Source organism: Pseudomonas cucumis, assembly GCF_030687935.1.
GTDB lineage: Bacteria > Pseudomonadota > Gammaproteobacteria > Pseudomonadales > Pseudomonadaceae > Aquipseudomonas > Aquipseudomonas cucumis.
Map to the genome: position 1 here is coordinate 2496116 of NZ_CP117454.1, position 12749 is coordinate 2508864.

The following is a 12749-nucleotide window of genomic DNA, read 5'->3' on the forward strand; positions in this document are numbered from 1 at the left end:
TCAACCGCCTTCGACCAGCGGCACGAAGCGCACAGGCAGCACCTGTCGGGTGGACAGACTGCCATCGCCGGCCTTCTCAATCAGCAGCAGGTACTGGATCATGAACGATGCGCCGACCGGGATTACCATCCGTCCGCCGGCCTTGAGCTGGGCGATCAGTGGCGGCGGAACATGGCTGGCCGCGGCGGTGACGAGGATGGCGTCGTAAGGCCCGTGCTCGGGCCAGCCGTGGTAGCCATCGCCCAGTCGGGCCTGCACCTTCACATATCCCAGTCGGCCCAGGCGCTCCTCGGCCTGCACTGCCAGCGGCTCGATGATCTCCATCGTGTAGACCGCCTGCGCCAGCTCGGCGAGGATCGCCGCCTGGTAGCCCGAGCCAGTGCCGATCTCGAGTACCACGTCGCCGGGCCCGACCTGCGCCAGGTCGGTCATCAGGGCGACGATGTAGGGCTGGGAGATGGTCTGGCCGTAGCCGATCGGCAGCGGGCGGTTCTCGTAGGCGTAGGGCACCTCGTCGGGCGGGACGAACTTATGGCGTGGCACTTTGGCCATCGCGGCCATCACCGGCGCGGCAAACTCGACCCCGCCGGTTTCGTCGCGGGTGACGGACGACATGTTGGCAATCTCCCGCACCATGGCGTCGCGCAACGGTGCGAACGGGTCGTCGGCATACAGGCCGGCGGATGCCAGCGCCAGAGCGATGACAGGCGCCAGGATGCGCGTCACGAGCATCACCGGCTTCACAATGACTCCTCCGCCTGAGTAGTAGTTGAATCGTATGGCCGGCGGGCTGGCTCGGCAAGTCGGTGTCGTCCCTGAGCCTCTATGCCGCGCTCGCCTCGCGGGCCAAGGGTGTGCTGACCCGGCCTGTGCTGTCCTGCTGGCTCAGCCGGGTGGTGGGGTTTACATTCATCGGTTTCGGTGCAGTCATCCTGAGCATGCGGCGGCAGGCGGCGTAGGGGCGTCGGGCTTGTAACTCCGGTAATAGGAAGGCTGGGCACTGCGAAACACACGCGCGGCCTCAGCCTGACTGAGCGAACGGAAGATTGCGTAGCGCTTCACCCATCCCGGTGGCGGATTGAGGGTTTTGCCCCGTGACGAGCCGACTATCGACCGCCACCTTGGCAGTGGCTGAGCCGCAAGTGTCGCCGTTAGAAAGCCGATTTGCCGACAGACGCTCCGCCATCGACAAACAATGTCTGGCCGGTGATAAAGCCGCTCTGTTCCGATAACAGGAAGGCGATGGCTGCTGCGACTTCATCCGGCTGACCGAGTCTGCCCATCGGAACGCTCGCCAGATAACGAGCTTCGTCGTCGCTGCCGAGCGGATTCCCGGCACGGAACAACTCGGTTTCCGTGGGGCCTGGAGCAACGGCGTTGACGGTGATTCCGGTGGTTGCCAGCTCCAAAGCCCAGGAGCGCGTGAAACTGACCATTGCGGCTTTTGCCGCGGCGTAGGCGGTGCGGTTTGGGATCCCCAGAACAGTCAGGCTGGAGATGTTGACGATCCTTCCCCAACCTCGGTTGCGCATTCCCGGTAGCAATGCTTGCGTTGTCTGCAAGGCGCTATGCAGGTTGATCCGCATGACCTCATCAAAGTCGTCGAGGTGTATTTCACCTAAAGGCTGGGGGCGTACCAGGCCGACGTTATTGATCAAACCATCAAAGTCATAACGTGAAACGAGCTCGACCAACATTTTTTTGGTCTGCTCCCGGTCGCCCAGATCGAGGGAGATGAGGGTGCCGGGAAAGTGCCGATCCAAACTGTTGCGAGCGATGCCCACAACATGGTGGCCTGCCTGGAACAATTGAGCCGCGAGCGCGCGCCCGATGCCTTTGCTGGCTCCGGTGATAAGGAAAGTGCGAGTTTTCACTGAGTGCTCCAAAACCCGGCAACATCCGGAGTCGTGGGAGGGGGATAGTGCGATGTCGCAGGCCTGTTATTTCAGTCGACCGAGCAATGCCTTCCCGACCTCGATGGCCGAGGCCGGATTCTGGCCCGTGATCAACTCGCGATCGATGACCACATTAGGCGTCCAATTCGAAGCGTTGCTGCGGTACACCCCACCGGCATTTTCCAGCGCCGTTTGCGGGTAGAACTTCATTGCGCCGCCGTTGAGCAGACCTTTGGCTTCTTCCTCTTCCTTGTTGCTGATAACGGTCATCTTGTAGCCTGCATAGATCCAGTCGGCGCGACCCTGTGCCGGCTTCGCAGTCTGGAGTTGTTGGGTAAAGTTTTCGGCATCAGGCAAGGTCGAGAGCAGGGCGATCGGACCATGGCAGACGAGTGCGGTGGTCTTGCCTTGTGCATGGAAATCCGCCAGCAAGCGACCCAGCGGATGGCTGTGGAGCAGATCCTGCATCGGTGCATGACCACCGGGAATGTAGACCGCATCGAAGTGCGCATAACCGATCTGTTCTACCCGGGAAAGGCTGATGACCGGTGATTGTTCCGGCAAGGTCAATTTCAGTTGATCGAGCAAGTCCTTATAGGTCTGAAGCGCTGCTTCATCATTGTTGAAGTACATTTTGTCGATGGATGTCTTGTCCACCGTCGGCACGTCACCGTTCGGGGTCGCAAAGGTGATGTTATGGCCGGCGTCGAGCAGCATTTTCACCGGTTGCAAAAGCTCGTTCAGGTAAAATCCGGTCGCAAAGACCTTGCCGTCCTTCAAATCGAGTTTCGCCGAATCGGAAAGCACCACAAGCACGTTGTCAGCGCTGGCCGCCAAGCTGGTGCTGGCGAGGGCTGCGGTCAATGCAATACGGGTCAGTGTTTTCATGTCGTGTCCAAAGTAATTGGGCGAACGCTTGCCGCCCCTACCTGGATACTCTATTGATGTGTGATATGGCGATAAACTACCGCCAATGGAATTCATTTGGACTTGGAAAGCAATAATGCCTCGTAGATTTGACCATCTTGGCGATGTGGAAGCTTTTATTCGCGTAGTTGAGCAGGGCACCGTTAGTGCTGCTGCCGTCGCCTTGGGGACCACGCCTTCGGTGCTCAGTCGTGCGTTGGCGAGGCTTGAATCGCGTCTTGGTGTGCAATTGTTGCGACGCACTACTCGCAGACTCAGCCTGACCGACGCCGGCAAGCTGTATCTGGAACAGACTCGTTCTGCGTTTTCCCAGATTGAAGAGGTGGAGCGCAACATTCGCGGGCAGGACGGCGAGTTGAGCGGGCGTGTTCGAATGAGCGTGCCGACAACTTATGGACATCATCGTCTGCCGCCGCTGCTCAGTGCGTTTTCCCAGCAATACCCAGCTGTGCGGGTGGAGCTGAGTATCACCAACCGCAATGTCGACCTGGTTGCCGAAGGTTACGATCTGGCGATTCGCCTGGGGCAGTTGCCGGACAGTGGACTGGTGGGACGCAAGCTGGAAGAGGCACGGCTGTGCCTGGTCGCGTCTCCTCAATACCTGGCTCGCGCCGGTATTCCTGCGACGCTTGAAATGTTAGGCGAGCACATTTGCCTGCCGTTCATCATGCCCAGCAGTGGCAAGATCGGACCGTGGTTGTTCTGCCTTGACGGGGAAAATATCGAATGGCTGCCGCAGGCGAATGTGGAGGTTTCGGATGATGTCTTGGGAATCGTTTCACTGGCCGAAAGCGGTCTGGGTATCTGCCAGACATATGACTTCATCATCCGGGAGAAAGTGCTGCGGGGGCAACTGGTGGAAATACTTCCGGAGTTGAATGGTCGCACTCGACCATTCTCGATTATTTACCCGCCTCACCGGCAATTATCAGCCGCATCCAAAGCGCTCATCGAGTTCATCCTGGGTAACACTCGAGCCTAAAACAATGTCAGCTTCATAGCTGAAACGAGCAGGCTCGCTCATACATGATCGATGCCTGATCAAGCGATGCTTGAACCGTCCCGCCTTCTGCGCGGATTGCCGCGCCGTTGATCACCCGCACGTTCGCTGGCCAGGAACGCCACAACATTGGCCACTTCTGCCGGTTTAGCCAAGCGGTAAATCAATGAAACCTGGGCTCCAGCCGAGCAATTGACAATCTGATTGGTGAGTTGCGTAGTGAAATGGCGGCCAGGAAAGTAGCTTTCGTGTGATGCAGGTAATTCGAACCCGCCTCCCGACGGTGCGTATTAACCTCCCGCACTCAAAACAGTCATGCGTCCGCGGTATCGGAGGCGCATATGATCTATGACGTGGACTCGCCGAACAATATGCCGAGCTCATTGAGGAAAACACATCTTTTGCACGCTGCTACGTAAAATCCGAGTCTGGAAGCCTCTGCTGAAAGCAAGGAATTCAATCTCAGACGCGTACTTTTCTGTCGTGAGAACCAAGCTGGACTGTTTTCAACAGAATCGGCCAAAAGCGGACGCTCAAAGGAGTCATGGACGACTAGGTTCTCACGTCATTCGATCATCCGGATGTCGTACCATCGTCAGGTCGACAAAACGGAGGTTGACATGGGAAATGGTGTAGACAAACGAGTCGTTGTCATTGGCGCAGGCATAGTGGGCGCGTCCCTGGCGTATCACCTGGCTAGCAAACGCGCGAATGTCATCTTGGTCGAGGCTGAAGGTATAGCGTCCGGAGTGACTGGAAGCTCATTCGCATGGATCAACACCTCACACAGTGGGCCCGATCCAATCGCGCAATTGCGCGGTGCAGCCATCAAAGAGTACCGCCGACTCGAAACGGAGCTGCCTGGTCTGAAGGTACGATGGACAGGCTCCCTGTCTTACAGCGCGAGCACAGGTGGAGTGCTGCAAGCCTCAGGTAACCAGCCTTCGGCAACCCTGGTGTCCCGATCCCAGATTCTCGGCCTTGAGCCAAATCTCAAGAATCCCCCTCAGCATGCCTTGTATGAAGCCGAAGAAGGCGCGCTGGACGCAGTGGAAGCAACGCATGCTTTGATCGCAGGTGCCCAGGCTCATGGTGCGAAGGTTCTCACACAGACTCGGGTTCTCGGCTTTACAACCCAGAGCGCAAAGGTGACGGGAGTCGAAACCGCAATGGGCATCATCGATGCCGACATTGTCGTACTGGCAGCAGGGACTGGCATCACGAAGCTGACAGACACGCTAAAAATGTCCCTTCCAATAGAGGCCTCTCCTGCAATATTCATCCGCTACAAGTCACAACCCAACCTCGTGCACACCATCATCTCTAGCCCTGAAATGGAAGTGAGGCAAAGCACGGATGGTACGTTGCTAGCGGCGGAAGACTACTTGGGCGACTCCGTGGAAAACCAGCCAGTAGCGATAGCGCTACGAACCGCCAGGGCCATCCAGAACGAACTCTACGGGGTTATTTCCATTGATCCGGAATTGGCTTGTGTCGGACTCAGACCAATTCCTATCGATGGCACCCCCATCATCGGCTATCTACCCAATATCGGCGGCGTGTACGTTTGCGCAATGCATCCTGGAGTCACGCTGGCGGCGATAGTGGGCCGTCTTGCCAGCGAGGAGATAATCGACGACAAGGCATCTTCTACCCTTAGCCCATGCCGTCCCGGCCGGTTCTTCCAAGCGTAGAGGACACTTATCTTTGTCGTCAGCCCAGTACTCGCGATCATCAGCTTGAGTTCGAAGCTGCCCTTTGCAAGCGTCCGCTTTTGGCCGATTTCTGTCTGTCGCGACTGACCGAAATCGACCCGCAGGCAACTGACTTAACCTGGCTCATGGGAGAACTGACGTTGTTGTTTGAGCAGCTGGGTATGCACTGTCAAGATCGGTAGCCAGACCCCAATAGCCCAGTTTCAAAAGGTGCTTTTTTAAGCCGAAGATGTAGTTGCTTTCGGGAATGCGAATTTCTTTGTGGTCACCGTCCCAGTACATTATTTCGACAAATCCTTCAGGGATGAACGCACCTTCAACCGTCCGCTCAAACTCATCGAGATCGGAACGAAATCTCATTCCGTAGTAGCCATCATCCCCCACATATCCGTGATGACTTATTGCGTAGCTGGCCAGTTCCTCAGCCTTAGGCCAATCATTGGAAAAAAGCCAAGACAGAATGTCTGCCTCAGTCATGGGTAACACCTGATTTATGCATCACCGGTGTGCAGAGTTCCACCAGCGTCCCGTCAGGGCATCGAACGTAGGAAATGGTTTGCCCCCAGGGCTTGGTGCTTGGGGCGGACATTTCAGTAGCGCCCGCTTGCAGCGCTCTGGCATGAGCCGCTGGAACGTCCTCAGTCACTAGTCCGACTTCGATGCCTAGCGGTTTGGGGGACGAGTGTGCCGAAACATGGCCGGTACTGAAGTTCATTGCGGCCAGTTCATTGGCGGCGAATGCCAGTGCAGTTTCTCCTGTTTCGAGTTCGCCATAGGTGGCGGATTCATGGAGGAATCGAATGTTGAGCCCGAAGGCTGATGAAAAGAACTGAAGTGAGGCAGCAACGTCCGGGACGTAGATGATCATGTAGCCAAATTTCATGAGCGAGCATTCCTTGTTGTGCCAATCCAGCATATTGAAGTCGGATGCCTGCTTTCGGCTTTCAGAGCTCACTGGAATTGCGGCCAATGATCCTGAATTTCATACCATGGAGCCTTGGACGCCACCTCGATGTGTTTCTGCTTATCCGAGGTGAATGTAGTGTCCAGGGTGCCCAGCGCTATCGAGATCCAATTGGAGTATTCACCTTGGTTTCTTGACCAGAATAGCGAAGAGCCGCACTGGGCGCAGAACTGGCGCAATACTGATTCAGAGGATCTGTACGACTTGATGCCATCGGCGCCTTGGATGAGGTGCAGATCGCCACGCAATACACTGCCATAGCTGGCGAATGCGGCTCCATGGCTTTTGCGGCATTGGCTGCAATGGCAGTGAGAAAGCGCTTTTGGTCGTGACCGGATTTCGTATTTGACGGCGCCGCAAAGGCAGCTGCCCTGGAAGACGTCAGTCATTTTGGAGCACACCTGAGAACGAAGAGACGGCCATTTAAACCGCGAACAGCTTCGGTGTCGACCGGCAGCATCTGGCCGACTTCTGCCGCTCGCGAAGGCTTCAACCGACCGAAGCTGTGTGAAAACGCATGCACCGTTTTGTAGTCTGCGTTGCTACGTAAAATCTGTCGGCGTTTGGTTAGTTCCCAGACCTGAAATTTACTGAGGAACGCGATTTTCGCTCCGATTCTGATTTTCAAACTTGCTCTAAAATGTTTTCACACAGCCTGGACCCGAAGCGGACGCTGGCAATGGTAGAGGTTGACTGTCTATCTAACTGCATAGCAGCATGCCGGCCAGCACTCTTTCGCTAATCCGCCGATGCAAGGATGCCTATGTCTGTAGATCTTTATGAGTTGTTGGAAAGCGTAAACGATGAGCAATCGTTCATCGGGTTTATCGAGGCGCTTGGTTCTGATTTTTCCAATGAGCGTGTGTTGGAGAAGACGACGCCATCATCCCCCTATGGACCCGTTGCCTTGGGGTGGGAAAATGGGTCTGTAGATACGTTTCTTGATGCAGCGGCTGCTTGGGCGAGCGCCAATAGCAGGAGCTCTCTATCGAATGCTCCGGTATCAAACGTATGGCTGCGTTGCGCGACCATATTGTTGGCTGGCAAGTTTTATGAGTGAGCGCCAGCCCGCTCTACCTTCAGAGTGAATCGAAAAACTCATTCAGTCCGCTTTTGGTCGTTGGCAGTCGATCTCGATGGGCCGCAATCGACCAGAGGCATGCTGACCGCAAGTTATCTTAATCGAAGGAGCGTTTTTAGTGAGCGGCCATAACTACGACTTGAGAACCGACTTCATAGAGGCGCTCAAGGAAATCACCGCGCTGATGTCCATTGCATACGAACAAACCGGCCCAGTACCGGATGACCATGCGTTAGCTCAGGCAGGTTTAGAGAATGGTGGTGAAATCGTTCTCGATTATGTCGATCACAACGAGGCTGGAATAGCGTTCGAACACCTGCTTTACATGATTAATGAGCCACCGCTTATTGTTTCTGAAGAATGCACAAAGATATTGGCCCGAATCGCGAAGACCCTGGAGATGCCGTTTACAGGGGACGAAAGCAGCCGCCTATGAAAGGCCGCTATTGGCCGATTTCTGTCTGTCGCTAAGGGCTGAAAACGGCCAAAAGCGGGCGTTCGATTACCGCAACACACCTACCTTCTTCAGATTTCAAGGCTGGTGATTGGGCTGGTTGGCCTGTCTACCGACGGCTCCGAATTCAACCGGGGTCTTTATGTAAAACAAGGAGATATCTTCGGCCTCGAGTCGCTCAAACAGGCGAACGAACTCCTCTTCGGTAATTGCCAAGCGGATTTCGGTAGGCTGATCGGCCAGCTCAAAAAAATGCGAGGAATGCAGTTTCCCTGAATGCCCGAAGCCTTCGATACCCGTTGCCAGGGTGGCACCGCGCAAACCCATCTCTTTGGCCAGATCAACAAGCCAATCACCCAACATTTTTCCGCGATGTCGACGGTTCTGTTGGGTAAAGAAAATCACCAAAAAGCCTTTCATGACTCATCACCTCTCTAGCGTGTGCCAATCAATTGAAACGAAATAAGCCCCGCAATGGTCATCGCCAGTGAGCCGGCCACGTGTAGCAAAATGGCGCCAACTGCCCAAAGAAGCCTGCCTTCCTGAATCAAGGTGACAGTTTCGGCTGAGAATGTAGAAAAGGTTGTCAGGCCCCCACAGAAGCCGGTGATGATCAGAAGTCGCCATTCAGGACTCAGTGATGGCGTTGCGGCCAGAAAGGCAATCGTAAAACCGATGATGTATCCCCCGATCATGTTGGCGATCAGGGTTCCTGGCGGAACAGTCGGGAACAAGGCATTGAGTTTGATGCCCAGTAGCCAGCGTAACCAGGCCCCGAGGGATGCGCCGATAGCGATAACGAGTAGTGACTTCAGCATAGCTGTCCATCTCCTCGCGGCATGAATAGGCGAGAAATCGCTAACAACTGGATGAGCAGATTGGGGATTAACGGGGATTTTGTAATCACGATCCTGTCCTGAGTAGGGGGACAGGGAGACACACCTACGCACCCTGTCCAGGGTTCACGTAGGCATCATCAGCACGAAGGCGGTTATAGGAGGTATGCCATCTCCTTCGGTCATCCTATATCAGCCCCGCGAAAGGATTCAAGGGGACGCAAATGCGCTCGCCGCTTCGGGTTTTTTTGACTGTCCGCATTGGGTCGAAACCTGCTTGTCGCCACCGGCAGCTATGCGCAGTTCGCTGATCGTGGATACGAAGCAAGCTGGTCAGCTTTGATGCGATAGACACCGCGTTTCCGCATCTGCCCCCGAGCCTCCCATATGGCTATCACCTTTTTTGTGTGATTGGCATAAAGCTTGGATATAAAGGGACTGGCGACTGTAAAAAAATAGTAAATTTTCGCCCCGCAATCAGCCGTGCAATGCATGTAGATATTGAATCTGGGGTAGCATCCAGTACCTGACTCGGCTCTCGCAGAAAGAGCCTCTTGCTCCCGGGTTCGTGCCCGGCATGCAGGGTTATGTTCTGGAATACGGCTGAACTTACCGTGCCTGTGAGCTACCGATGTTCCTGTTTTGAGAAGCGGCCATCGATGCGCGTAAGCTCTCGCCCATGCTTCCCGACCTTGCCGGCGACCATTAAATGAAACAATTGCTTCATCCAGCCAGAGCTGTCGCTTTGGTTTTTCTGGCCGCAATACTCGTCGGCAGCGCTCTTCTGATGCTCCCGATATCCCACGCCGAAGGTAGTGCTGCGCCCTGGGTGACTGCATTCTTTACAGCGGTATCGGCCGTATGCGTTACCGGTCTGGTAGTGGTGGACACCGGTACATACTGGTCAACCTTTGGTCAGTCGGTGATTCTTCTGCTGTTCCAACTAGGCGGCTTCGGCATGATGACTGTGGCGACCTTGCTGGGTTTGATGGTCAATAGCTCCTTTCGTTTGCGCACCAAAATGGTCGCCCAGTTCGAGTCACGATCATTAGGGTTGGGCGACATTGCCAGCGTGGCCAAACTGGTGCTGGTAGTGACGTTTGTCCTGGAGCTCATTATTGCCCTGTTGCTCACCCTCCGATTACACCTAGCCTATGACCTGCCATGGGCTGAAGCAGCGTGGAGCGGTCTGTTTCATGCCGTATCGGCATTCAATAACGCGGGCTTCTCCATCCATCCGGACAGCCTGATGCGCTATGCCACCGATGCATCTATCTTGCTACCGGTCATGACCGCGATTGTTATCGGTGGCATCGGCTTTCCTGTCCTGCATGACTTGCGTAGCAGATTTAACGATCCCCGCCATTGGTCACTGCATACCAAGCTCACTTTGATTGGCACGACAATACTGCTGCTGGGCGGTTTTTTCACTTTGCTGGTGTTTGAGTGGTCCAACTCGGCAACACTTGGCCCCATGCCGTTTGCCGATAAAGTTCTCTCGGCGGCATTTGCTTCTGTTTCCGCACGTACAGCCGGGTTTAACTCGATTGATATCGCCGCGCTGACCCAAGAGAGTTGGGCAATGCACTACTTCCTGATGTTTGTGGGGGGCGGTAGTGCGGGAACCGCTGGTGGTGTCAAAGTCGGTACCGCTGCCATCCTGGCCATACTGATTATTGCTGAAATTCGAGGCCACAGTGACAGTGAGGCATTTGGCCGGAGAGTCAGCGCCTCAGCACAACGCCAAGCCATCACGGTGCTAATGCTGGGCAGTGCCATGATTGTGTTGGGGACGCTGGTTATCATGCGCGAAACTGATTTCCCCACTGACCAGGTCATATTCGAAGTCATCTCTGCGTTTGGTACGGTCGGCCTTTCCACGGGAATTACTGGCAACCTACCTGAGTCGAGCCAACTGATGCTGACTCTGCTGATGTATGTCGGGCGGGTCGGCACCATCACGCTTGCGGCGTCACTGGCCTTGGGCGAGCACCGCATGCCCTATCGCTATCCAGAGGAGCATCCAATTGTTGGCTAAGTTTCTGTTTACGGAGCAGTTTTCTTTTTCCAAAGGCGATAGCGTTGTGGTGATCGGCCTCGGCCGTTTCGGCAGCTCTGTCGCCCAATCGTTGACGCGGTTGGGCCATGACGTCATGGGCATTGACAAGGATGCTGAACCTGTCCATGACTGGGCTGATCTCTTGACTCACACAGTCCAGGCCGACTCCACCAACCTCATGGTCTTGCGCCAACTGGGCGTTGCCGACTTTGCCCATGCCATCGTGGGGATCGGTACCGACTTGGCGGCTAGCCTGATGACCATCATGGCGTTGACCGAACTGGGCATCCAGGATATCTGGGTCAAAGCACTGAATGCCGAACATGGACATCTTGCTCAACGTATTGGCGCCCATCACGTTGTCTACCCGGAGGCGGATATGGGGGAACGTGTCGCGCACCTCATTACCGGGCGGATGATTGATTTCATCGAGTTTGATGACGGCTTTGCAATCGCCAAAATTCACGCCCCGCTGCCGACTCAAAACAACACACTTGCCGACGCCAATATTCGTGAAAAATATGGCGTAACGGTGGTAGGGCTCAAGCGCGCCAACGAAGACTTCCAGCATGCCACGCCTGGCACCCTGATCCTGCCGGGCGATTTACTCATCGTCTCTGGCTCGACTCATCTGATTCAGAAATTTGCGGGCCGCTCAAAATGATCAGAAGGGCCTGGCCTCGATAAATCTATACGTGCGCTTCTGGCCGATTGGTGTCCATCTTGAAGGATTGTAATCAACCCATTGCAGCCGTTCGCTAACGACTGCAACTGGCCGATTTCTGCCCATCGCGACAGGCAGAAATCGGCCAATAGCGGACGTTTAGATTAGTGAAAATAAATCCGTCCCCTTTCTCCCCGGAAAAACCCGGGCGCAGAGGAAGTCGACGAATACCCGCACCTTAGGAGAAGGGTGTTTACTGGAAGGCCAGAGTAAATGAAACTCGCCATTGCGCTCTGTGTGCTCTGGCAAAACGGTCCACAGCTGCCCCTCGGTGAGCGCCTGCCTCACGGAGAACTCCGGCAGATAGGCGATGCCCAGTCCCCGCAAGGCAAAGCATAAACGGGTTTCGATGGTGTTGCAGATCATCGAAATGGGCAAGGATAACTCGGGCTCCTCAGCAGTACGACGCAAGGCCCAGGTTTCCAGCTTGCCGCTATTGGGGAAACGGTAGTGCAAGCAGCTGTGCTGCAGCAGATCGGTTGGTACTTTTGGCGTACCACGCGCTGCCAGGTAGTCCGGCGAGGCGACCAGCAACGAACGGAATGAACCGAGCTTACGGGCCGATAAACGCGAATCCGTAGGCGCGCCGGTTCTGACCACGACGTCGAAACCTTCCTCGATCACATCGACCAGGCGGTCGCTGAAGTCTAGGTCCAATTCAATGGCCGGGTACTCACGCATAAAGTCGCCGAGCACCGGATGTACCAGCGAACTGACCAAGGGCAGGCTGACCCTCAAGCGTCCACGTGGAGCGACGCTGGCTTGCGACAGTTCCAGTTGAGCCGCCTCGATTTCTGCCAGAATCCGACGGCTGCGCTCCAGAAACAGCATGCCTTCGGCAGTCGGCGTGACGCTGCGCGTGCTGCGGTGAAACAGGCGAACACCGAGCTTCTCTTCCAGCCGCGCCACGCTCTTGCCGATGGCCGACGCCGACACCCCCAGCATTCGGCCGGCCGCAACGAAACTGCGATTTTCAGCGACCTGCACAAACACCACAAAGCCATTCAAGCTGTCCATGCTGCCCTCCATTGCGGATGTTCTGCTCCGCATAAAATGGAACTCTACCCCAGTTTTTCTTTAATCCTAGACTTTCT

The 12749-nt window shown here is 55.6% G+C and carries 15 protein-coding genes, 1 pseudogene and 1 riboswitch; of the genes and pseudogenes, 7 read left to right on the plus strand and 9 right to left on the minus strand.

The features are described from left to right. Complete coding sequence (locus PSH97_RS11430; protein WP_305449263.1) at positions 1–744, minus strand: protein-L-isoaspartate(D-aspartate) O-methyltransferase; 744 nt, start codon at positions 742–744, stop codon at positions 1–3. Between the two features lie 59 nt (positions 745–803). On the opposite strand from PSH97_RS11430, the pseudogene PSH97_RS11435 reads away from it, so the two are divergent. Further along, positions 804–959: pseudogene (locus PSH97_RS11435) on the plus strand (LysE family translocator); the annotation flags it as partial. Between the two features lie 192 nt (positions 960–1151). Here PSH97_RS11435 and PSH97_RS11440 read toward each other — a convergent pair. Together PSH97_RS11440 and PSH97_RS11445 are read right to left on the minus strand one after the other, a co-directional pair. Continuing rightward, positions 1152–1874, minus strand: coding sequence for an SDR family oxidoreductase (locus PSH97_RS11440; protein WP_305449264.1), 723 nt, complete (start codon positions 1872–1874; stop codon positions 1152–1154). A 66-nt stretch (positions 1875–1940) separates the two neighbouring features. Further along, the gene (locus PSH97_RS11445) at positions 1941–2783 is read right to left on the minus strand and encodes a type 1 glutamine amidotransferase domain-containing protein (RefSeq protein ID WP_305449265.1); all 843 of its coding nucleotides are present in this window, start codon (positions 2781–2783) and stop codon (positions 1941–1943) included. A gap of 115 nt (positions 2784–2898) precedes the next feature. On the opposite strand from PSH97_RS11445, the gene PSH97_RS11450 reads away from it, so the two are divergent. Continuing rightward, entirely contained in the window at positions 2899–3804 is a 906-nt protein-coding gene (locus tag PSH97_RS11450; RefSeq protein WP_305449266.1) for a LysR family transcriptional regulator, read from the plus strand. Between the two features lie 638 nt (positions 3805–4442). Further along, positions 4443–5516 (plus strand): NAD(P)/FAD-dependent oxidoreductase, encoded by a 1074-nt coding sequence (locus PSH97_RS11455; RefSeq protein WP_305449267.1) that lies wholly within the window; start codon positions 4443–4445, stop codon positions 5514–5516. A 144-nt stretch (positions 5517–5660) separates the two neighbouring features. Here the strand turns inward: PSH97_RS11455 and PSH97_RS11460 are convergent, their stop codons facing one another. The 3 genes from PSH97_RS11460 to PSH97_RS11470 all read right to left on the minus strand — a co-directional run bounded on the left by PSH97_RS11460 (position 5661) and on the right by PSH97_RS11470 (position 6890). Continuing rightward, positions 5661–6014 (minus strand): hypothetical protein, encoded by a 354-nt coding sequence (locus PSH97_RS11460; protein ID WP_305449268.1) that lies wholly within the window; start codon positions 6012–6014, stop codon positions 5661–5663. Then, a complete protein-coding gene (locus tag PSH97_RS11465; protein WP_305449269.1) occupies positions 6007–6420 on the minus strand; it encodes a VOC family protein in 414 nt (137 codons plus the stop codon). The genes PSH97_RS11460 and PSH97_RS11465 overlap by 8 nt, the downstream gene beginning before the upstream one ends. Positions 6421–6488: 68 nt before the next feature. Then, positions 6489–6890, minus strand: a complete 402-nt coding sequence (locus PSH97_RS11470) for a GFA family protein (RefSeq protein WP_205890868.1) — start codon at positions 6888–6890, stop codon at positions 6489–6491. A gap of 374 nt (positions 6891–7264) precedes the next feature. Here PSH97_RS11470 and PSH97_RS11475 point away from each other — a divergent pair, with 374 nt between their 5' ends. Together PSH97_RS11475 and PSH97_RS11480 are read left to right on the plus strand one after the other, a co-directional pair. Next, positions 7265–7561 (plus strand): DUF7660 family protein, encoded by a 297-nt coding sequence (locus tag PSH97_RS11475; RefSeq protein ID WP_305449270.1) that lies wholly within the window; start codon positions 7265–7267, stop codon positions 7559–7561. A gap of 139 nt (positions 7562–7700) precedes the next feature. Continuing rightward, a complete protein-coding gene (locus PSH97_RS11480; protein ID WP_305449271.1) occupies positions 7701–8018 on the plus strand; it encodes a hypothetical protein in 318 nt (105 codons plus the stop codon). A 96-nt stretch (positions 8019–8114) separates the two neighbouring features. Here the strand turns inward: PSH97_RS11480 and PSH97_RS11485 are convergent, their stop codons facing one another. Beyond that, positions 8115–8456 carry a DUF190 domain-containing protein gene (locus tag PSH97_RS11485; protein WP_305449272.1) on the minus strand — a complete coding sequence of 114 codons (342 nt, stop codon included), beginning with the start codon at positions 8454–8456 and terminating at the stop codon, positions 8115–8117. A gap of 14 nt (positions 8457–8470) precedes the next feature. Next, the gene (gene crcB, locus PSH97_RS11490; protein WP_305449273.1) at positions 8471–8854 is read right to left on the minus strand and encodes a fluoride efflux transporter CrcB; all 384 of its coding nucleotides are present in this window, start codon (positions 8852–8854) and stop codon (positions 8471–8473) included. 142 nt (positions 8855–8996) lie between these two features. Beyond that, a riboswitch (Fluoride riboswitch) is annotated at positions 8997–9058 on the minus strand. A gap of 523 nt (positions 9059–9581) precedes the next feature. Here crcB and PSH97_RS11495 point away from each other — a divergent pair. Beyond that, positions 9582–10910 carry a TrkH family potassium uptake protein gene (locus tag PSH97_RS11495; RefSeq protein WP_305449274.1) on the plus strand — a complete coding sequence of 443 codons (1329 nt, stop codon included), beginning with the start codon at positions 9582–9584 and terminating at the stop codon, positions 10908–10910. Continuing rightward, positions 10900–11595 carry a potassium channel family protein gene (locus PSH97_RS11500; protein ID WP_305449275.1) on the plus strand — a complete coding sequence of 232 codons (696 nt, stop codon included), beginning with the start codon at positions 10900–10902 and terminating at the stop codon, positions 11593–11595. Before PSH97_RS11495 ends, PSH97_RS11500 begins: the two co-directional genes overlap by 11 nt. A 159-nt stretch (positions 11596–11754) precedes the next feature. On the opposite strand, the gene PSH97_RS11505 is transcribed toward PSH97_RS11500, so the two are convergent. Further along, complete coding sequence (locus PSH97_RS11505) at positions 11755–12672, minus strand: LysR family transcriptional regulator (protein ID WP_305449276.1); 918 nt, start codon at positions 12670–12672, stop codon at positions 11755–11757. Positions 12673–12749 lie beyond the last annotated feature (77 nt).